This window comes from Stenotrophomonas sp., from assembly GCF_036662295.1.
Classification (GTDB): domain Bacteria; phylum Pseudomonadota; class Gammaproteobacteria; order Xanthomonadales; family Xanthomonadaceae; genus Stenotrophomonas.
In genome coordinates, this window is record NZ_JAVWXA010000043.1 from 1 (window position 1) to 19,969 (window position 19,969).

Annotated in this window: 21 protein-coding genes, 1 tRNA gene and 1 pseudogene; 13 read left to right on the forward strand and 10 right to left on the reverse strand. The window is 69.2% G+C overall.

The window, feature by feature from the left end; translation table 11 throughout:
- From RSA25_RS10345 to RSA25_RS10380, 8 genes and pseudogenes are all read left to right on the forward strand, one after another.
- Positions 1-207, forward strand: a pseudogene (locus tag RSA25_RS10345) (Tol-Pal system protein TolB); the annotation flags it as partial.
- 65 nt (positions 208-272) lie between these two features.
- Entirely contained in the window at positions 273-791 is a 519-nt protein-coding gene (gene pal / locus RSA25_RS10350; RefSeq protein WP_332808808.1) for a peptidoglycan-associated lipoprotein Pal, read from the forward strand.
- 3 nt (positions 792-794) lie between these two features.
- Positions 795-1,604, forward strand: a complete 810-nt coding sequence (ybgF, locus tag RSA25_RS10355) for a tol-pal system protein YbgF (protein ID WP_332808809.1) — start codon at positions 795-797, stop codon at positions 1,602-1,604.
- Positions 1,605-1,735: 131 nt separating this feature from the next.
- Entirely contained in the window at positions 1,736-2,434 is a 699-nt protein-coding gene (gene queE / locus RSA25_RS10360; protein ID WP_332808810.1) for a 7-carboxy-7-deazaguanine synthase QueE, read from the forward strand.
- A gap of 106 nt (positions 2,435-2,540) precedes the next feature.
- Positions 2,541-3,206 carry a 7-cyano-7-deazaguanine synthase QueC gene (gene queC, locus RSA25_RS10365; RefSeq protein WP_332808811.1) on the forward strand — a complete coding sequence of 222 codons (666 nt, stop codon included), beginning with the start codon at positions 2,541-2,543 and terminating at the stop codon, positions 3,204-3,206.
- A 75-nt stretch (positions 3,207-3,281) separates the two neighbouring features.
- A tRNA-Lys gene (locus RSA25_RS10370) sits at positions 3,282-3,357 on the forward strand.
- 474 nt (positions 3,358-3,831) lie between these two features.
- The gene (locus tag RSA25_RS10375) at positions 3,832-4,737 is read left to right on the forward strand and encodes a hypothetical protein (RefSeq protein WP_332808812.1); all 906 of its coding nucleotides are present in this window, start codon (positions 3,832-3,834) and stop codon (positions 4,735-4,737) included.
- A gap of 178 nt (positions 4,738-4,915) precedes the next feature.
- Positions 4,916-5,665, forward strand: a complete 750-nt coding sequence (locus tag RSA25_RS10380) for a tetratricopeptide repeat protein (protein ID WP_332808813.1) — start codon at positions 4,916-4,918, stop codon at positions 5,663-5,665.
- Between the two features lie 252 nt (positions 5,666-5,917).
- Here RSA25_RS10380 and RSA25_RS10385 read toward each other — a convergent pair whose 3' ends face one another.
- Positions 5,918-6,553, reverse strand: a complete 636-nt coding sequence (locus RSA25_RS10385) for a DUF6058 family natural product biosynthesis protein (protein ID WP_332808814.1) — start codon at positions 6,551-6,553, stop codon at positions 5,918-5,920.
- A 226-nt stretch (positions 6,554-6,779) separates the two neighbouring features.
- Between RSA25_RS10385 and RSA25_RS10390 the strand changes: the two genes are divergently transcribed.
- On the forward strand, positions 6,780-7,667 hold the full coding sequence (locus tag RSA25_RS10390) for an NAD(P)-dependent oxidoreductase (RefSeq protein WP_332808815.1): 888 nt from the start codon (positions 6,780-6,782) through the stop codon (positions 7,665-7,667).
- Positions 7,668-7,673: 6 nt separating this feature from the next.
- Here RSA25_RS10390 and RSA25_RS10395 read toward each other — a convergent pair whose 3' ends face one another.
- Entirely contained in the window at positions 7,674-9,161 is a 1,488-nt protein-coding gene (locus RSA25_RS10395) for a S41 family peptidase (RefSeq protein WP_332808816.1), read from the reverse strand.
- Positions 9,162-9,386: 225 nt separating this feature from the next.
- Here RSA25_RS10395 and RSA25_RS10400 point away from each other — a divergent pair, with 225 nt between their 5' ends.
- Together RSA25_RS10400 and RSA25_RS10405 are read left to right on the forward strand one after the other, a co-directional pair.
- The gene (locus RSA25_RS10400) at positions 9,387-10,202 is read left to right on the forward strand and encodes an alpha/beta hydrolase-fold protein (protein ID WP_332808833.1); all 816 of its coding nucleotides are present in this window, start codon (positions 9,387-9,389) and stop codon (positions 10,200-10,202) included.
- Between the two features lie 79 nt (positions 10,203-10,281).
- Entirely contained in the window at positions 10,282-10,965 is a 684-nt protein-coding gene (locus RSA25_RS10405) for an MliC family protein (protein ID WP_332808817.1), read from the forward strand.
- Positions 10,966-11,008: 43 nt separating this feature from the next.
- Here RSA25_RS10405 and RSA25_RS10410 read toward each other — a convergent pair whose 3' ends face one another.
- On the reverse strand, positions 11,009-11,674 hold the full coding sequence (locus RSA25_RS10410) for a DUF3011 domain-containing protein (protein ID WP_332808818.1): 666 nt from the start codon (positions 11,672-11,674) through the stop codon (positions 11,009-11,011).
- A gap of 141 nt (positions 11,675-11,815) precedes the next feature.
- On the opposite strand from RSA25_RS10410, the gene RSA25_RS10415 reads away from it, so the two are divergent.
- Positions 11,816-12,121: a hypothetical protein gene (locus RSA25_RS10415; RefSeq protein ID WP_332808819.1), complete on the forward strand. Its 306-nt coding sequence runs from the start codon at positions 11,816-11,818 to the stop codon at positions 12,119-12,121.
- Between the two features lie 11 nt (positions 12,122-12,132).
- On the opposite strand, the gene RSA25_RS10420 is transcribed toward RSA25_RS10415, so the two are convergent.
- Together RSA25_RS10420 and RSA25_RS10425 are read right to left on the reverse strand one after the other, a co-directional pair.
- A complete protein-coding gene (locus RSA25_RS10420; protein WP_332808820.1) occupies positions 12,133-12,534 on the reverse strand; it encodes a response regulator in 402 nt (133 codons plus the stop codon).
- Between the two features lie 87 nt (positions 12,535-12,621).
- Positions 12,622-13,386, reverse strand: a complete 765-nt coding sequence (locus RSA25_RS10425; protein ID WP_332808821.1) for a CPBP family intramembrane glutamic endopeptidase — start codon at positions 13,384-13,386, stop codon at positions 12,622-12,624.
- Between the two features lie 160 nt (positions 13,387-13,546).
- On the opposite strand from RSA25_RS10425, the gene RSA25_RS10430 reads away from it, so the two are divergent.
- Positions 13,547-13,855: a zf-TFIIB domain-containing protein gene (locus RSA25_RS10430; RefSeq protein ID WP_332808822.1), complete on the forward strand. Its 309-nt coding sequence runs from the start codon at positions 13,547-13,549 to the stop codon at positions 13,853-13,855.
- Between the two features lie 22 nt (positions 13,856-13,877).
- Here RSA25_RS10430 and RSA25_RS10435 read toward each other — a convergent pair whose 3' ends face one another.
- The 5 genes from RSA25_RS10435 to recQ form a co-directional block, all read right to left on the reverse strand.
- The gene (locus RSA25_RS10435; RefSeq protein WP_332808823.1) at positions 13,878-14,390 is read right to left on the reverse strand and encodes a GNAT family N-acetyltransferase; all 513 of its coding nucleotides are present in this window, start codon (positions 14,388-14,390) and stop codon (positions 13,878-13,880) included.
- 123 nt (positions 14,391-14,513) lie between these two features.
- Entirely contained in the window at positions 14,514-15,482 is a 969-nt protein-coding gene (locus tag RSA25_RS10440) for a copper resistance protein B (protein ID WP_332808824.1), read from the reverse strand.
- Positions 15,479-17,239, reverse strand: a complete 1,761-nt coding sequence (locus RSA25_RS10445) for a copper resistance system multicopper oxidase (protein WP_332808825.1) — start codon at positions 17,237-17,239, stop codon at positions 15,479-15,481. Before RSA25_RS10445 ends, RSA25_RS10440 begins: the two co-directional genes overlap by 4 nt.
- 141 nt (positions 17,240-17,380) lie before the next feature.
- A complete protein-coding gene (locus tag RSA25_RS10450) occupies positions 17,381-17,779 on the reverse strand; it encodes a CopL family metal-binding regulatory protein (RefSeq protein WP_332808826.1) in 399 nt (132 codons plus the stop codon).
- Between the two features lie 94 nt (positions 17,780-17,873).
- The gene (gene recQ / locus RSA25_RS10455) at positions 17,874-19,676 is read right to left on the reverse strand and encodes a DNA helicase RecQ (RefSeq protein WP_332808827.1); all 1,803 of its coding nucleotides are present in this window, start codon (positions 19,674-19,676) and stop codon (positions 17,874-17,876) included.
- Positions 19,677-19,969: the final 293 nt, after the last annotated feature.

The following is a 19,969-nucleotide window of genomic DNA, read 5'->3' on the forward strand; positions in this document are numbered from 1 at the left end:
CCGCGCTGGAGCACGCTGTCGCCGGGTTCGCTGGACGAATCGCCGAGCTTTGCGCCCAACGCAAGCATGGTGTTGTACGCCGCCCGCGAGGGTGGCCGTGGAGTGTTGTATGCCGTCTCGGCCGATGCGCGCGTGCGCCAGCGGCTGGTCTTGGCTGACGGTGATGTGCGCGAGCCTTCTTGGTCGCCATACCGTACAAAGCGCTAACAGAGTGTTAAGATTTCCACCGTATTCATCCCACATCCGGCTTTAGGAGCCTCAAAGGTATCGCCATGAACAAGACCACCCGCGTTCTGCTTGTCTCCCTGTTGTCCGTGGCCGCCCTGGCCGGTTGCTCCAAGAAGGTGAAGGAACAGCCGGCTGCCGCGGTTGACACCGGCTCCTCGACCTCCACCCCGACCGGTCCGTCGACCTCCGGCCTGTACGGCCCGGGCGACCTGGATACCGATTCCTGCCTGCGCCAGCGCGTGGTGTACTTCGACCTGGACAAGGAAGACGTGAAGCCGGAATTCCAGGCCATCATGGCTTGCCACGCCAAGTACCTGCGTGACCGTCCGTCCTCGCGCATGACCCTGCAGGGCCACACCGACGAGCGCGGTTCGCGCGCGTACAACCAGGCCCTGGGCGAGCGTCGTGGCAACGGCGTGTCCTCGGCGCTGCAGGCCAACGGTGGCTCGGCTTCGCAGCTGACCGTCGTGTCCTACGGCGAAGAGCGTCCGGTCTGCACCGAGTCGGGCGAGTCCTGCTGGTCGCAGAACCGCCGCGTCGAGATCGTGTACACGGCTCAGTAATAGATGCGCCTTCGATTTCTATCGATGATCGTTGCGGCAGCCCTCGTGGCTGCCGCTCCGGCCAATGCGCAGCGCCAGAGCCTGGCCGACCGCGTCGGCTCGCTCGAGCAGCAGGTGCAGAACAACCAGTCCAACATGGACATGCTCAATCAGCTCAACCAGCTCCGCACGCAGATGCAGGCGCTGCAGTCGCAGGTGGAGCAGTTGCAGCATGACAACGAGCAGCTCAAGCAGTCTGCCAAGGACCAGTACCTGGACCTGGACAGCCGTTTGAACCGCCTGGAAGGCGGTGCCCCCGTGTTGCCCGCCGCACCCGCCGCCGCCGCGCCCAAGCCGGCCGCTGCACCCGTGGTCCCGGTCGCGGCCGCTCCCGAGCGGCCGCCCTCCGTGCATGGCGATGCGGGCAGCCTGGCCGCCAGTGGCGATGAGCGCACCACCTACAACGTGGCGTTCAACTCGCTCAAGGCCGGCAATTACCAGGACTCGGCCCAGCTGTTCCTGAGCTTCCTGGAGCTGTACCCCAACGGCGTCTACACCCCCAATGCGCTGTATTGGCTGGGTGAGAGCTATTACGCCACCCGCAATTTCCCGCAGGCTGAGGCGCAGTTCCGCGACCTCATCTCGCGCTACCCGACCCATGACAAGGCGTCCGGTGGCCTGCTCAAGATCGGCCTGTCGCAGTATGGCGAAGGCAAGGTCGACCAGGCCCAGGCGACGCTGGAGCAGGTCGTGTCCACGTATCCGGGCTCGGACGCCGCGCGTACCGCCCAGGACCGCCTGCAGTCGATCCGGCTGGGCCAGCAGATCCGCTGAACGGTCGCCGGTCGCTCCCTGCGGCCGGGCCGGTATAATCACCGGTTGAACCCACCCCGATGCCGGGGCTTCCGCAGTGCCGAGCCATGCTCGGCTATCGTCGTTTCCGCCGCCGCCCAAGAATCACCGCCATGACCGTCCCCCTGTCCGCCGCCGCCGCGCTCCCCAGCGAGATCGTGCAGTCGCCGTTGCCGCGCCTGAAGATCACCGAGATCTTCACCTCGCTGCAGGGCGAGGCCGATACCGCCGGCTGGCCGACCGTGTTCGTGCGCCTGACCGGCTGCCCCTTGCGCTGCACCTACTGCGATACCGCCTATGCCTTCCACGGTGGCACCTGGTGGGACATCGACGCGATCGTGGCCGAGGTGCTGGCCCAGGGCGTGCGCCACGTCTGCGTGACCGGCGGCGAGCCGCTCGCCCAGAAGCGCTGCCTGGTGCTGCTGGAGAAGCTGTGCGAGGCCGGCCTGGACGTGTCGCTGGAGACCTCCGGCGCGCTGGACGTCAGTGGCGTGGACCGGCGCGTCTCGCGCGTGGTCGACCTCAAGACCCCCGATTCGGGCGAAATGGCCCGCAACCGGCTCGACAACCTGCCGCTGTTGACCGCGCGCGACCAGCTCAAGTTCGTGCTGTGCAGCCGCGCCGACTACGAATGGGCGCGCGGCATGGTTGCCGAGCACGACCTGCCGGCGCGCTGCACGGTGTTCTTCTCGCCCAGCAAGGGCCAGGTGAGCGCGCGCCAGCTGGCTGACTGGATCGTCGAAGACCGCCTGCCGGTGCGCTTCCAGATGCAGCTGCACAAGCTGCTCTGGGACGACGAACCGGGGCGCTGATCGCCGCTGCCGGGCGCGCCACGCAGGCGCTTTCCAGGCGGACCCTCTTTTTCATCCCGGCGCGGGACAGCGTGCTGGCTCCCGCAACCTACCGGAACACCCCCTCATGAAAAATGCAGTTGTCCTCCTGTCCGGCGGCATGGATTCGGCCGCCGTCATCGCCATGGCCCAGGAACAGGGCTACGCCGTGCATGCGCTGAGCGTGCGCTACGGCCAGCGCCACACCTCCGAACTCGATGCCGCGGCCGCCGTCGCCCAGGCGCTGGGCGTGGTCGCGCACAAGACGGTCAACGTCGACCTGCGCAGCATCGGCGGCTCGGCGCTCACCGATGACATCGACGTGCCCGAGGCGGGCGGCGAGGGCATCCCGGTCACCTACGTGCCGGCGCGCAACACCATCATGCTGTCCGTCGCGCTGGGCTGGGCCGAGGTACTGGGCGCCAACGACATCTTCTGCGGCGTCAACGCGGTCGACTACTCCGGCTACCCCGATTGCCGCCCGGAGTTCATCGCCGCCTTCCAGGCGCTGGCCAACCTGGCCACCAAGGCCGGCGTGGAAGGGGCGGGCATCACCGTGCACGCGCCGCTGCAGTTCCTGAGCAAGGCCGACATCGTGCGTGAAGGCGTGCGCCTGGGCGTGGACTTCGGCCTGACCGTGTCCTGCTATAACGCCGACGCCACCGGCGCGGCCTGCGGCCACTGCGACGCCTGCCGCCTGCGCGCGCAGGGTTTCAGCGACGCCGGCGTGGCCGACCCCACCCGCTACGCCTGATCGCCACCCGGGTGCCCGCCGCCGGCAAGATGGGGTAGAATACGCACCCCCGGCAGCGATGCCCGGGCATGCAAGGGGCCGTTAGCTCAGTCGGTAGAGCAGAAGACTTTTAATCTTTTGGTCGATGGTTCGAATCCATCACGGCCCACCACTTGCATCGATGACTCAGGCGCCCGTTGGGCGCCTTTTTCATGTCATCGGGAAAATTTCCGGGAAAACCAGGCGGTTCCGCGCTCAAGCGCGTGCCTCTACGTGCAGTCTGTCAGCGCCATCCACGGTGAATATCACCCCTCCACCGAATCTGCTGCCCACTACATCCGTCGCTTCATTTCGAACGCTTGGGCGAGATACTCAAGCGCTGCCGCGCTGGCGCGTGCTTGCCGAGTCAACCCGGCCCAGGATGAGGGTCTGTGTGCTCAAATGGCGCCATAACGGGCGGCACGGGCCGTAGTGGGTCTGAGCTGTATCAGGAAGACGGGGAGCACTGTCGAAAGGGGCGACGGAGCGGGGTACGAGAGCATCCGTGCGTCCCCCGCGCGTCATTCGACTGGGCAACGCACGCTCATGGCCAGGCCATCAACGGCATGACGCGTTTGGAGATCGTTAGAGAATGCGGACCAGCAGGGTGAAATCAAAGAAAGTCATCGTGGTTGCGGGGGTCGCCGCGGCCGTGGCTATCGCGGGTTTCTGCCTGCTGGGCGGCAGGATGCCGGATCGCGACGCGCGAGTGACGCCGGAGCCGTCTCGCCAGCCTGCCGAGGTGTCCGACGTTCTGCCGACGGAGCGAGGTGCCCTTCGCAACGGCCCGGTCGAACGCATCGCCAGGATCGACGCCAATCGCGCGCTCCAGGACTTTCTCACGCTCAAGGAACGCGCGGAGCGTGGCGACCCCGTCGCCCAGCGTGAGCTTTCCGAGCAGTACGGTCGCTGCTTGCCGGTGAACTACAACCCGCATAAGTATCTTGGCGGTGTGGAGGCAATTGCCGCCTTGGACAAGGATCCGGCGAACGCCGCGCGCTATCGCCAGGCGGCGAAGGACCAGTTGGACGAGTGCGCCGTCGTGGATGGCGGCGACGTCGTGCCACTTGAGGCGCGAAGCCTCTGGCTTGAGCAGGCGGCCAAAGCGGGTGACCTGGTGGCCGAGGCCCGGGTCAATCGCGGCCCTGAAATGTCATACAGGGGCCGGCAGCTTGAACATTTCATGGACCGGGTGATCGCCAGCGGCGATCCACTTGCCCTCTTCGAGATGGGGCAGAACCTGGCTTCCGCCGACGTCGGTGACGTGCGTCGCTATGCGGATGTGGCAGGCAGCGAGATGGCGTTCTACGCCTGGGGCATCGCAGCCTGTGATATGGGCCTGCCCTGTGACCAAGGATCGGAGATCATGGTGTCGCTTTGTTTGAACACGACGGCGTGCTCAAGTCCTGATTTCGAAACATGGGTGCGGGAGCGCCTCATCAATGCCGACGATGCAGCGCGGCTGGACAGGCAAGTCGAACAAGTAAAGCGGTTGCTTCCCGGAAAGGGCTAGGAGCCCATGGGCCACACCATGCGCAGGATCGGCCGGGTTACGCCGGATCCCCCCCACCCATATGGTCATCGCCCCCGAACCCGCGCATCATTCCCGCTTGCCCGCCACTGCCCGGCCGCCCCATGCGCCCCTCGGCGGCTGACCGCAGCGCTTCAATCCGACAAGGAGTCACTTTCCCATGAGCCCCATCTTCCTGCTGTCCCTGATACTGCAGGTGGGCTGCTGCGTGCACGTGGTGCGCAGCGGTCGGCCGTTGTACTGGGTGCTGATCCTGCTGATGTTCTCCTACCTTGCCGTGCTGGTGTATGTGATCGTGGCCGTGGTGCCGGACATGCGCATGCGCCGGTCCGGCGACCGGGTGCTGCGCAAGGTGCGCGCGCACCTGGATCCGGGCCGCGATGCGCGCGCGGCGAGCCTGCAGGCCGAGGTCGCCGATACGCCCGAAAACCGGCGGCGGCTGGCGATCGAATGCCTGCGCACGGGCGATTTCGCCGGCGCCGAGCAGGCCTACCGTCGCGCGCTGCGGGGCATCTACGCCCACGACCCGGACATGCTGCTCGGGCTGGCCAGGGCGCAACTCGGCCTGGACCAGCCTGCCGATGCGCTGGCCACCCTGACCACGCTGGCCGAGGCCAACCCGGGCTACCGCTCGTATGACGCCGACCTGCTGCACGCCAATCTGCTGGATATCCTCGGCAGGACCGAGGAAGCGCTGCGCCGTTTCGAAGCGGTGGCGCCGAACTATCCCGGTGAGGAAGCGCGTGTGCGGTTGGGCCAGTTGCTGCGCCAGGCCGGGCACACCGACCGTGCCGCCGAGCAGTTCCGCGACAGCATCGCCCGTGCGCAGGCGGCCCCGGCGTACTACCAGCGCGAACAGAAAGCCTGGCTGGAAATCGCCAGGCGCGAGTTGGCCACGCTGACGGCGTAACCGGGCGGCCGCGTGCGGGTCGCGCAGGTCACCCCGCTTTCCATGCACATTGACGGTGCAGCCGGGCAACCGTCGGCCCTGCCGTGCGCGACATCGCGGCGCACGGGCGCACTGTTCACCTGCGCGCCCGTTCCTGCGCCAGCCGCGCGCGCAACCGCGCATCGGCAAGCATCCGTGCAGGGTCGGGAGGTTCCTGGGAAAAACGCGTCGGGAGGGCAGGGGAGGTGATCGCGCCGGGCAACGCGGGGCGGCTCAGCCCTCGCTGGCCACGCGCGGGCGCAGTGCCTCCACCAGGCGCTTGCGGCTGCTGCGCTCGTACTCTGCCGGTGAGAACGGCATCGCGGCGGCGGCGTAGTCATCGATGAGCTGCAGCAGTGCATCGCGCGCGATGCCCGGCGGCGTGGCATCGTTGCCGTTGTCGGTCAGCGCGACCAGCCGCTCCTGCAACACCTCCTTGCGCACGATGCCCGCGCCCGTGGCGGGATCGGCCACGCAGAGGCCGAACGTGCCGCTATCGAAGTGCGGCAGATAGGCGACCACGCGGCGCTCAACGTCCTCTGCCGTGTCGAACCAGGTACGCAGCGCATCACGCAGCTCGTCGGTCAGCGTGCCGATGACGACCTCGCGCGCGTGGCCGGGCGGGGCCTGTCGCGCGATCTGGATCCAGCGTGCGTACTCCGGGCGGAAGTATTCCCCCGCCAGCCTCTCGGGAATCGCGATGGGCCCGAATGCCGCCGAGGTGATGACGCCTTCGCCGCACACGTAAGTGGGTGCGGGCAGTGCGCCCTCGGCCACCAGGGCCTCCAGCGCGTCGACCGGAATGCCGGTCTGTGCGGCCAGCGTGGGCTTGTCGACGAAGTGATGGCGAAGGTAGTTTTCGAGGGTCATGCGTGTTCCTGGAGCGTCGGGTGGGGCAGCGCGGGATCGGTCACCGGGCGCTTGGGTGCCGGCCGGCACCGGGTACAGGGTAGGCCGGCCAGGAGGCCAGCGGCAATCCGGCGGCGGCGGTGGCCAGGCGCGGGGGGCAGGCAAAAGGGGCGTGTTCCATCCCCAGCGACTATGGCTACAATCGAGCCATCCCGGTAACTCCCGGGCGCTGACCAAGTGCCATACAGTGAAGATTCTCCTGACAGGAAGTTCAGGCCGGGTGGGGCGCGCGATCTACGGCGCGCTCGCTGCGCGGCACGAGGTGGTCGGGGTGGACCGCAATCCCTTCAATACCACCCGGCACGTGGTCGACATCAGCGACGTGCGCGCGCTGCGTTCGGCGCTGGTCGGGGTGGACGCGGTGATCCATTCGGCGGCGCTGCACGCCCCGCACGTGGGGCTGGTGCCGGACAGCGACTTCCATCGCGTCAACGTGGAAGGCACGCGCACCCTGGCGATGCTCGCGCGCGATGCGGGCGTGTCGCGGTTCGTGTTCACCAGCACCACCGCGCTGTATGGCCACGCGATCGTGCCGGGGCGCTGTACCTGGATCGACGAGCGCACCACGCCGCTGCCGCGAACGGTCTATCACCGTTCCAAGCTGGCGGCCGAACATTGGCTGGAAGATGCGGCCAGCCCGGGTTTCCATGTGCGGGTGATCCGCATGTCGCGCTGCTTCCCCGAAACCGCCGAGCGCCTGCTGCTGTATCGCCTGCATCGCGGGATCGACGTGCGCGACGTGGCCGATGCGCATGCCGCGGCGCTGCACAACGCCGGGCCGATGTTCCAGCGTTACATCGCCAGCGGGGCCACGCCGTTCGGGCCGGAGGACTGCGAGCGGCTGGTCAGCGAGCCGCGCGCGGTGCTGGCGCGGCGGTGCCCGCAGTGGCTGGCCGAGTACGACAAACGCGGCTGGACCCTGCCGCTGGTGGATCGCATCCATGACGCCAGTGCGGCGGTCATGGGCCTGGGCTGGCGCAGCCAGCGCGGGCCCGAGGCGATCCTGGCGCAGCTGGAAGCGCGCTCGATCGAGGTATTGCCGCAGGCGGTGCGCGAGGTTTGCCCGGTGGCGTGAGCTGCCTCAAGGCCGGTCGATATCCTGGCCGAGCGTACCCAGCAGGCGTTGCGCGCGCGCCCGTGCATTCTCGCCGGCCTGCATCTCCAGCGGCAGGTCCGGGGCGATCCCGGCGACTTCATCGCTGCCGTCCGCGCGCAATCGCACGCAGTTGGGAATACGTACCCGCAGGCCCGAATGCGGCAGCACGCGCGGCGCAGGCGAGGTCATGAAACCGCAGCCATCACCGCCACTATGGCTGCCGACGACGCGGGCCAGCCGGTTGTCCTGCATCCGCGCGGCGAACATCTCCGCCGAGGAAAACGTCTTCCCATCGACCAGCACATACACCGGCCCGTGCCAGGCGCCCCAGTGCGCGCGGATGTCCTGCGCCCAGTCGAGTCGGTGGGCGACCAGAAAGTCATTCAGCGCATCCACCTCCGCCGTCGCCAGCGGGCCCCCGGAACTGCCGGCGGGCACCAGGCGACGGCATCGGTCAGCCTGCCAGTCGCGCTGGGACTGCCACGCCCAGGACAGATCGCAGGGGTCGTGCCCGATGGCCTGCAGCGATGCGTGGAACTGGGCCAGCGGCCCTTGCAGCGTGCGACGGATGCGCGCATTGCCGGCACGCCGCCGCTGCGTGTCTTGCAGCCGTTCAAGCTGCTCGAGCAGATAGTCCCGGCCGGCGGCAGACTGGCTCACCCACAGCGGGGCCGACTGCACCCGTCGATCACTGAACAGGCGCGCCAGGCTGTCGCCGCTGTCATCGCCGCCGGGATTGGTGCCCACGTCCACCAGGACGGCGGCAGCGCCTTGCTGCTGCATGCGACGCAGGCTGGCGGCGATCTCGGCCACCCAGGCGCTCTGCAGGATCCCGCGCATGTCATCGGGCGTGCCCGCATGCCGCAGCTGTGGCCACAGCCGGTGACACAGGCCTGGATAGCGCAGCGCGTCAAATTCATGCAGGCGCAGCAGCCCGATCGTGCGGCCATCAGGCAGCGGTATCAGCCCGGCACGCACGCTGGGCTCGGCACCGACCGACAGCGGCCGATAGCCGGGCAGGGTCTGCAGGGGCACGCTGAAGTCCTGCCGACCCTCGTCCACCACGCCGATCACCGCGCAACCGGTTGCGGCATCCAATGCGCCGGGATCGACGCTGGCCGGCGGCGCGGGAAGCCCGACGCCTGCCACCTGGCGGGGCTGCAGGGTCAGATGACCGTCGTGGAAGCCGGCCAGGAACTGGCGTAGCGCCTGCTCGGCCTGGTCGTCGTTGACGGCCTGCGCCAACTGCCACTGCGCGGCGCGCTCCAGCGCCGGCACATCCACGCCGCTCTGCGCGGAGGCCGCCCAGGCAAGATGCGCATAGTCCGCTTCCAGCGCCTGTTTCAGCGCGAGGAAGTCGGCATCCCAGGCGGCGTGATCGATCGCCCTGTCCGAGGCGACGCCGGGCGCTGCGATCAGCCAGATCAGCATCGCCATCCACCGCCGTGACACTCCCGTCTTGCCTTCCTGCATCCCTGCGCTCCCTGGGTGACATCTCGCGCGCACAGTATCTCCCATTGGCGAAGGCGATCTTCAGCGCCGGTCGTGCGCGAAGGCCGGCTGTCCGATAATGGGGGATCGGCCAGCGGGCCGTTCAAACCAGGAAGGTCGTGCGTGATGAAGGTGGCAGGAAGGGCGAACAAACCGACGCCGTGGCGCAGATGGCGCAGGGGGTGCATGGTGGCGCTGTGGGTGGCGATGTGGCCTGCCGCGGCCGCCCAGCCCACGCAAGCCGAACCGACCGCGCCCGGCGTTACCGCGGCCACGCCGCTGGCGATCGGTGAGACCTTCACCCTGGCATCGCGTGCGCTCGGCGAGACGCGCCGCATCAACGTCTACCGCCCCACTGCCTGGAACCTGCCGGCCGACCAGCCGCTGCCAGTGCTGTACATGCCCGATGGCGGGATCGGCGAAGACTTCCTGCACGTGGCCGGCCTGGTCCAGGTGCTGGTGGCCAACGGCAGCATGCGCCCGTTCCTGCTGGTGGGGATCGAGAACACCGAGCGCCGCCGCGACATGACCGGCCCCACGCAGGATCCGAAGGACCGCACGATCGCCCCGCGCGTGGGCGGGGCGCCGGCATTCCGCGCGTTCCTGCGCACGGAACTGATGCCGCAGGTGCGCCAGCGCCATGCCACCACCGGCGAGACGGCGATCGTGGGCGAGTCGCTGGCCGGGCTGTTCGTGTTGGATACGCTGGTGCGCGAGCCGGACCTGTTCGATACCTACATCGCGCTGGACCCCAGCCTGTGGTGGAACCGTGGGCAGTTGCTGGACGAGGCCGTGGCCCAGCTCAAGGCGGCCGATGTGCGCGGCAAGCAGGTGGCCATCGCCTCGGGCAACGACCCCAAGCTGGCGGCCGATGCCGCCCGCTTCGCGCAGGCGGTGGGCGCGGCGCTGCCGGGGATCGACGTAAAGCAGCGCGCGATGCCCGAGGAAACCCACCTGACGCTGTATCACCCGGCCGCGCTGTGGGCGTTGCGGACCCTGTTCAAACCCGTGGCGGCGCCCTGAGCCGGCAGTTCCTGCACACCGCGCTGGCGGTGTTGGGCGCACACTGGGGCGTCTTTCGCCGATCGCTGTTGGAGGTGCCATGAACCGTTTCGTCCTGCTGGGTGTGGGGGCGCTCGCGCTCGCGGCATGTTCCAGGCCGGCGCCGTCCGACGATGGCGCCTCGGCCCCCGCGTCGGCGCCCGGCGCGACCGCTCCGTCACCGCCACCACCGACGGCAGCGCCCGTCGCGGCCCCGGCCGAACCGGCCCTGCAGCCGCCGTCGTTCGACTGCCACCAGGCGCGCGGCGATGCCGAGGTGCTGGTCTGCGGCGATGCCCGCCTGGCTGCGCTGGACCGGCAGCTGGCGGCCCTCTACAAGCGTGTGCAGACCAGCCCGGATGAGCTGGACATCGCCGCCGAGCAGCGCGGCTGGGTGAAAGGGCGCGACGCGTGCTGGCAGGCGGTGGACCGGCATCGCTGCCTGGTCGAGTCCTACCAGACCCGCATCGTGGAGTTGAACATCGGCAGCGGCGCGGTGGCCGCGCCCGTGCCGGTGCGGTACCAGTGTGATGACGCCAGCAAGCCGCTCAGCGTGGCCTTCTACAACGGGCTGGAGCCGCAGGCGGCGGTGGTGAGCTGGGGCAAGGACCAGGCCATCGTGTTCCCCGCCGCCTCGGCCAGCGGCAGCCGCTACACCCGCGAGGGCGTGGCGTTCTGGGAACACCAGGGCGAGGCGACGCTGGATTTCTATGGCACCGCGCTGCACTGCAAGGCCGCCGGGTGAGCGCGTTGGCCAGCGCAGGCGCGGCTGGCCCCATCGCCGATGCTCAGCGCACGCGGCGGTAGCGCACCTCGTTCTGGCGGTCGCCCACTTCGGTGGTGACAAAGCCGTCGCGGCTCTGGTTGATGTCGAACACGTTGCCGCCGACATTGAGCTGGCCGCCGTTGATCCAGCCGCTCAGGTCCTGCCCGCGCGCCTGCGCGCTCATCCGGCCGTCGCTGTCGATGCGCATGTGGATGTCCGCTCCGTAGATCGGGTTGTAGCCCTCGAACTCGCCGACCATCCAGCCGGGCACGTAGGAGCTGTGGCGCGGGCCCTGGTAGTTGTCATCGTCGTAGCGGTCATCGCCGGTGTTGGCGTTGTGCACCAGCGCGCCCAGCAGGGCGGCACCGATCAGTACGCCGGCGGCGACCTTGGCATCGTGGTGGTCGTGGTCGCCGCGGTCATCGCGCGAATCGCCGCCGTGCACGCGGAAGGAGGCGCGGCAGCCGTCGTCCACCCACACCTGGCGGCGGTCGTAGTCCCAGGTGCGGCCCTGGCGGCAGTCGGCGCCGGAGAGCTTGCGCTCCAGGCTGACGTAACCGGCATAAGGCAAGGCGCAGGACTGGTAGCGATTGTCGCGACTTTCGCAGGTGACCTGTTCATCGGCACGGGCATCGGCGAGCGAGGCGGCGAGCAGCAGCGGGGCGATCAGCAGCAGGCGGGTCTGCATGGTGCGGGTCCGTCAGGAGGGGCACAGGCGAACGATGCCATCCATGGATGAAAACCGGATGAAAGCGTAGGCTTTGCCCGCGCCAGACAGGTGCGGCGGCCACAGGGGGCCTGCGTGCGAGTTCACGGACGACGATGGGCAATGGCCTGGCTGCTGCTGGGCGCGGCGATGGCCAGTGGGGCGGCGATGGCGGGCAATACGCCCTGTTCGGGGCGCAAGGGCGGGGTGTCGCACTGCGCGTCCGGTCAGTTCGTCTGCAACGATGGCTCGATCAGCGCATCACGCAAGGTATGCGGGGCGGGCAGCGCGACGAGGCTGGCACCGGCGACACCGGCACCGGCAGCCGGCGAATGCCCCTGCAGCAGCGGCCGGCTGTGCACCGGCCCGCGCGGCGGACGCTACTGCCTGACCCCGGCCGGCAACAAGAGTTACAAGCCGCGCGACTGAGCGGGCCCGGCTCAGGCCGCCTGGCCGGCTTCCATCTCGCCAAAGCACTGGCGGATGGCATCCAGCAGTTCGCTCATCGAGTAGGGCTTGGGCAGGAAGTGCACGCCCGGCCGCAGCTGCGAGACGACCTCGGCCGGGTCCAGCCCGGAGGTGACCAGCACCGGCAGGCTGGGCTGGAAGGCCTTGATCCGCTCGGCCGCCTCGATGCCGCTCAGGCCGCCCAGGCACACATCGGTGAAGACCAGGTCGAAGCGCTCGCCGGCCAGCAGCAACCCCAGCGCAGCTTCGGCCGAGCTGACCGCGGCCACGTCGCAGGCCTGGCTTTCCAGCGCCATGCGGCTGAGTTCACGGGTGTCTTCGGTGTCTTCGATCAACAGCACGCGCGGTGCAACGTGGCGCTTGGACAACAACATGACGCGGTGTTCCTTGGGGCTGGGGGCGGAAAATGCGCGCCATTATGCGGGCGGCCGCGGTGAGGAGGTCGTGCACGCCATCACCGTCTACGCCACGCGCGGCGAAGGGGGTTTCCGCCAACAGGCCAGGGTGAGCACGGCCATGGCGGCCGCCGCCAGGCGCAGCGTGGTGACCTTCCAGTCCAAGGCCATGGCGTCTTCCAGGATGAACAGGCTCCAGGCCAGGTTGAGCGAGACGTGCAGCGCCAGCCCGCTCCACAGGGTGAGCCGGTCCAGGTGGTTCAGCCAGGCGAACGCCAGCCCGCCCACGGTGATCAGCGCCAGTATCTGCACGGCGGTGGCGCCGCCCTCCATGCCGCCGGCGCCCAGCCAATGCACCGCGCCGAACATCAGCGCCTGCGGCAGGGCAGCCAGCCACGCCGGCCAGCACAACACGCGGACCAGGAAGACGAAGCCCAGCCCCCGGTAGAGGATTTCCTCGGCCAGCGGGAAGGTGAAGGCGCGCATCAGCAGCGCCAGCGGATTGGGCGCCGGGTCGAGGTGGCCGAGCGCGGCCAGGCCGATCCAGCACGGCAACGTGGCCAGCAGCACCAGCAGCGGGCCACGCGCCCCGTGCCAGCGCAGGCCGAGGCTGTCGGCCAGCGGCAGTGCGCGGGGTTTGAGCCACCACGCCAGCAGCACGGCAACAAGGACCGCCAGCAGGTTGTCGAGCAGGCTGCCACCGAAGGGGATGGGCAGGCCCGGCAGGGGCAGGCCCATGGCGGCGCTGATGTCGCGGATGTTCAGGCCGAGGGCCACGCCCAGCAGGGCGATCAGCGATGCGCCTGCACGGCGCGTTGGGGACAGGGACATGGCAGCCATCCTTGCGGGCTGGCTGCAGTCTGCGCGCAGACATCGGCCGGATGCGCGCGCCGGAAGTCCCCGTGCCGATCGTCATGCCGGGGGGCGTTGCATTCCAGTCATCGTCGCGCAGGTACAGTCGAGGATTGGAACAGGATGAGGAAGCACGACGATGCAATGCCCCGTATGCAAGACCCAGGCGCTGGTGATGTCCGAGCGCCAGGGCATCGAGATCGATTACTGCCCGCAGTGCCGTGGCGTGTGGCTGGACCGTGGCGAGCTGGACAAGATCATCGAGCGTTCGGCAGGCGCTGCTGCACCCGCGCCGGCGCCGGTGCGTGCGGCTGCCGCACCGCCGCCGCCGCCGGTCGCCGTGCAGCACCGCGACACGCGCCACCTCGGCCAGCCCGGCTATGGTGACCAGCACGGCTACCGCAAGAAGAAGAAAGAGAGCTTCCTGTCGGACCTGTTCGACTTCTGACCCCGCGCGCCGGCCCTGTCGGTCAGGGCCGGCGCAGGATGAATTCCAGGTCGCGGCTGTCACCGACCACGAAGTCGTAGTGGCCGGCCTGCTGGCAGCCGTAACGCGCGTAGAAGCGCTGCGCGCCGACATTCTCCGACCACACGCCCACCCACAGCGTGCGGCGGCGCGGCTGGTCCAGCCAGGCCAGGAACGCGTCCATCAGCCGCGCGCCGTGCCCGCCACCCTGGTAAGGGGCCAGCACGTAAAGCCGCTTGAGTTCGATATCGCCCTCGCGCGCGTCGGCGTGCGGCAGGCCGTTGGGGCCCGCCGCCAGGTAGCCGACCACGTGGCCGGCGTCTTCCAGCAGCCAGATCGCGCTGCGTGGATCGTCCAGCTCGCGCCGTTGCGGCGCCACGCTGTAGTGGTCGTCGAGAAACGCCTGCAGGTCCTGCGGCGGGTAGGAGTCGCCGAAGGTTTCGGTATAGGTGGCGATGGCGATCGCCGACAGGGCAGTCGCATCGGCGGCGGTGGCACGGCGGATCGGCAGGGTCATGCGGGCAGTGGCAATGGCAGGACGCAAAGCGTACGCGATCGCGCCTTGATCCATTGAAAATGGCGGGGCAGGGCGAGCGTCTGGCAGTGTCCCGGGCGCGCGTGGCGCCCGGGAGCAGGTGCGCTAGAACCAGACGCGCACGCCGGCGACCCAGCGGGTATCGCGCGCGTGTTCGCCGGCGGCCTGGTGGTAGTCGGCGGTATCGCCGAACAGCCGCTCGTGGCTGATGCCGATGTATGGTGCAAAACGCCGGTTGAACTCATAGCGCAGGCGCAGGCCGGCTTCGACCTTGTTCAAGCCACGGCCGCTGCCGTAGCGGGGCGCATCGTTGGCCGACAGCGTGGCTTCCACCAGCGGTTGCAGGATCAGGCGGTTGGTCAGCAGCAGTTCGTACTCCACCTCGACGCTGGCGGTCACCTGGCCGCCTTCGCCCACGTACGCCGTGGCCGAGGTTTCAAACTTGTAGGGCGCCAGGCCCTGGATGCCGATCGCGGCCCAGGTGCGCGAGTCGCCGCGGCCGAGGTCCTGCCTGGCGCCCACCAGCACGTCCCACCACGGCGAGACGCTGCGGCCATACAGCACCTCCACGTCGGCCGAGGCGGTGCGCCCGCCGCTGCGTTCGCCCTCGCTGCGCAGCCACAGGCGATGGACGTTGCCGCCCACCCAGCCGCTCGCTTCCCAGGCCTGGCCGTTGCCGTGCTGGCCATCCCAGTGCTCGAGGCGGTTGAGCAGCAGCATGCTGTGGACATCCGGGGCGTGTGCCATCGCGCCATGGTCGATGGGCGGGAACGCGGCGATGCGATCGGCAGCGGTGACCACCGGGATCGGTTCGCGTGGCTCGGTGGAGGGGGGATGCATCCTCGAGTGGTCCATCGTTGAATGGTCCATCTGCGAGTGCTCCATCTGCGAATGATCCATCGCCGAATGGTCCATCGTCGAATGGTCCATCGCCGGGCCGTCGCCCGCGGCATCGGCGCTGGCCGGTGCGGGCATCGCATGCCCGGCGTGCGACTGCGCCCAGGCGGGCGTGGCCAGGGCCAGCAGCAGCGCGGCGGTCAGTGCGGGGCGCGGGTAACGCGGAAGGCGGCTCATTCGTCGATCCTCACTTCGCGCATCATCCCCGCTTCCATGTGGTACAGCAGGTGGCAGTGATAGGCCCAGCGGCCCAGCGCATCGGCGCGCACCCGGTAGCTGCGGCGGGTGCCTGGCGGCATGTCGATGGTGTGCTTGCGCAGCTGGAACGCGCCGTCGGCGTTTTCCAGGTCGCTCCACACGCCGTGCAGGTGGATGGGGTGCTGCATCATGGTGTCGTTGACCAGCACGATGCGCATGCGCTCGCCGTAGTTCAGGCGCAGCGGCTCGGCGCTGGCGAACGGGATGCCGTCGAAGGACCAGCTGAACTTTTCCATGTGGCCGGTGAGGTGCAGTTCCACCTCGCGCCCGGGCTCGCGTCCGTCCGGATCGTCGAACAGGCTGTGCATCGCCCCGTAGGTGAGCACCTGGCGGCCGTTGTCGCGCAGGCCGATGCCGGGGTCGTCCAGCTTGGGATCGCTGGCCATGCTCTGCATGTCCACCAGCGGATTGCCGCGCTCGCTGGCGGGATGGTGCGGTGCCTTGGGGGCGGCGCCGTGCGCGGCGTGGCCCATGCTGGCGCCGCAGCCGCCTTCCATGCCCTTCATCGCGTGACCGGTGCCGGCCATGTCGTGGCCCATCGCGCCCATGTCATGCCCCATGTCGCCCATGGTCAGCAACGGGCGCCGGTCACGCGCGGGAATCGGCGCCTGCAGGCCGTGGCGCACGGCCAGCGTGCCGGCGGCGTAGCCGGTGCGGCCCATGTCCTGGCAGAAGATGGTGAAGGCATCCTGGCCGCTGGGTTCGACGATCACATCGAAGGTCTCGGCCGGCGCGATGCGGAACTCGTCGATGCTGACCGGGTGGATGTACTGGCCGTCGGCCGCCACCACGGTCATCTTCAGCCCGGGGATGCGCACGTCGAAGTAGGTCATCGAGCCGCCGTTGATGAAGCGCAGCAGCACCTTCTCGCCACTGCGGAACAGGCCGGTCCAGTTGCCGGCCGGCGCGGTGCCATTGAGCAGGTAGGTGTAGGTGTTGGCGTTGACGTCGGAGATGTCGGTGGGGGTCATGCGCATCCGCCCCCACATGCCACGATCGGCGGTGGCGGCGGCCCAGCCGTCCTTGCGCACATCGCGCAGGAAGTCGGGCAGGGTGCGCTTGTAGTAGTTGTCGAACTCGGCCAGCTTCTTCATGCGCCGGAACAGCGCGCCCGGGTCCAGGTCGGTCCAGTCCGAGAGCATGACCACGTGCTCGCGATCGACGTGGTACGGCGCCGGCTGCAGCGGGTCGATGATGAGCGCGCCGTACAGGCCGGCCTGTTCCTGGAACATGGAGTGGCTGTGGTACCAGTACGTGCCGGACTGCTTGAGGGTGAAGCGGTACTGATAGGCCTGGCCCGGGGCGATGCCGTTGAAGCTCAGGCCGGGCACGCCGTCCATGTTGGCCGGCAGCAGGATGCCGTGCCAGTGGATGGAGGTGGGGTGGGCCTGCAGCGCATTGGCCACGCGCACGCTGACGGTATCGCCTTCGCGCCAGCGCAGGATCGGGGCCGGCAGGCTGCCGTTGACGGTGATCGCCGGCCGCGTGCGCCCGGTGAAGTTGGCCAGCGACTGGCCGATGCTCAACTGGACGTCGGGACCGCTGAGCACCTGCGGGGCCGCGGCCAGGGTGGGCCCGGCGGCGGCGAAGGCGCGCGCGGGCAGGCCGCTGGCCACCAGGCCGGCGACCACGCCGCCGGCAGCGGCGCCCTGCACGAACAGGCGGCGCGACGGCATGGGCGGGGCGCCCGCGCCAGGAGGGGTTGGGGGGAACATGGCAACTCCGGAAACAATCGGGTGGGCACGCAGGTGCCCGGGTTCCGTGGGCGCGCAGGCACACGGCATCGCATCGCAGGCGCGCCGACGGCGCGCGCGGGATCAGCCGATCGGAGGGCGGGTGATGCGGTCCAGCGGCGGCGACGGCAGGGCCGGGCGCGGCGGGTGGGGCGGTGCCATCGCCAGCGGCGGGGGGCTCGGCAACCAGGCGATGGTCGCGGTCAGGCCGGGTTGCTGCGCGCAGCTGCGCAGGCAGTCCTTTAACCTGCAGTGCGTATCGTCGTGCGGGGCCTGGGCGCCCGCGTCAGCATCGGCCGGATGTGCAGGGGCCAGGGTCGTCGTGGGCGGCGTGTCATGGCAGGGCGGGGCGGCGTCGGCTGGCGCAGCCGTCGTCGCGGTCGCCATCGCCAATGCCATCGGTCCGGCCAGGGCCGCGTTCAACCCGTTGAGCAACAGGCTGAGCATCAACACCACGCGCAGGAGCAGGCCACCGACGGACATGGGCCTCACCCTAGCGCCAAACCGCGGCGCGTGCACCTGCCGCTGAACGCCGCGTTCAACACTGGAGCCGGCTCCGTCAGGGCGCGGGCGGCCATCAGCCTTCCTCGCGCACGATGTCCACCAGCCGCTCGCCATAGCGGGCCAGCTTGCTGCCGCCGATGCCACCGACCCGGCCCAGCGCGTCGATGCTGGTCGGGCGTTGTTCGGCGATGTTGCGCAGGGTGCTGTCGTGGAAGATGACGAACGCCGGGACGTTCTGTTCGCGCGCCAGTTCGGCGCGCAGGCTGCGCAGGGCGTTGAACAGGGTGAGGTCCTCGGGCAGCACCGACAGCCCGGTGCGCTGGCCGCTGCGGTCGCGCTCGCGGGTCTTGGGGCTTTCGCGGCGCATCATGACCTTGCGCTGGCCCTTGAGCACCTCGCGGCTGCCGTCGGTGAGCCGCAGGCCACCGTAGGCCTCGCTGTCCACTTCCAGCAGGCCGGCCGCCACCAGCTGGCGGAACACGCCGCGCCAGGCCCGGGCATCCAGGTCCTTGCCGATGCCGTAGGTGCTCAGCTGGGCGTGGCCGAACTGGCGGATCTTGTCGTTCTCCCCGCCGCGCAGGATGTCGATCAGGTGGCCCACGCCGAAACGCTGGCCACTGCGGTAGACACAGCTGAGGGCCTTCTGCGCGGCAACGCTGGCATCCCAGGCATCGGGCGGGACCAGGCAGTTGTCGCAGTTGCCGCAGGGTTGGGGATAGGTCTCGCCGAACCCGGCCAGCAGGACCTGGCGGCGGCACTGCATGGATTCGCAGTAGCCCAGCAGGTGGTCGAGCTTGTTGCGTTCCAGGCTTTTGCGTTCTTCGCCGGCCTCGGATTGCTCGATCATCTGCTTGAGCAGCACCACATCGCCCAGGCCGTAGCAGAGCCAGGCCTCGGCAGGCTCGCCATCGCGACCGGCACGGCCGGTCTCCTGGTAATACCCTTCCATGGACTTGGGCAGGTCGGTATGGGCGACAAAGCGCACGTCGGGTTTGTCGATGCCCATGCCGAAGGCGATGGTGGCGCACATCACGATGCCGTCCTCGCGCAGGAAGCGGCGCTGGTTGGCGGCGCGCACCTCGGCGGGCAGGCCGGCGTGGTACGGCAGGGCGTTCATGCCCTCCTTGCACAGGAACTCGGCGGTCTCCTCGACCTTGCGCCGCGACATGCAGTAGACGATGCCGGCCTGCTCGCGGTGGACCTTGAGGAAATCCAGCAGCTGGCGCTTGGCGTTGTCCTTCTGGACGACGGTGTAGCGGATGTTGGGGCGGTCGAAGGAGCTGACGAAGTGCTGGGCGCCGGTGAGGTCAAGGCGCTCGGCGATTTCGCGCTGGGTGGGCGGATCGGCGGTGGCGGTGAGGGCGATGCGGGGGACATCGGGCCAGCGTTCGTGCAGGACGGTAAGCTGGCGGTACTCGGGCCGGAAGTCGTGGCCCCACTGGGAGACGCAGTGGGCCTCGTCGATGGCGAACAGGGCGATGCGGCTGCGCGACAGCAGGGACAGGAAGCGGCCGGTGAGCAGGCGTTCGGGGGCGACGTAGAGCATGTCCAGTTCGCCGGCGAGCAGTTCCCGTTCGACCCGGGCGGCGGTGTCGCCATCGAGGGTTGAATTGAGGAATTCGGCGCGGACACCGAGCTGGCGCAGCGCTTCCACCTGGTCCTGCATGAGGGCGATGAGCGGCGAAATGACGATGCCGGTGCCCTCGCGAAGGAGGGAAGGCACCTGGTAGCACAACGACTTGCCGCCGCCGGTGGGCATGAGGACGAGCGCGTCATTGCCGGCGGCGACGTGTTCGACGATCGCCTGCTGCGGACCGCGGAAATCGTCGTAACCAAAAATGCGGCTGAGCAGGTCGTGCGCGGGGCGGGAAGACATCGCGCTAGATTACCCCGGCGGGCGGTCTGGCCGGGTCCTCCGAATGCGGACAGCGCTGTAGGCCGTTGGACCTGCCACCGGTAGTGCCGGCCGCCAGCCGGCACCACCTGAACCTGAATCGCCCCCGCCCCGAAGTAGCCAAGGCGAGAGCAAAAACCGAGCGAGAGACTGAAACCCGACCCCAGCTCAGGTTGCTGCCCAAACAGGAAGAAGTGAGGGGCCAAAAAGCAGAACAGGCGCCACCGGGCGCCTGTTCTGCATGCTTCCACCTCTCCCCAACCGCCGGACGCACA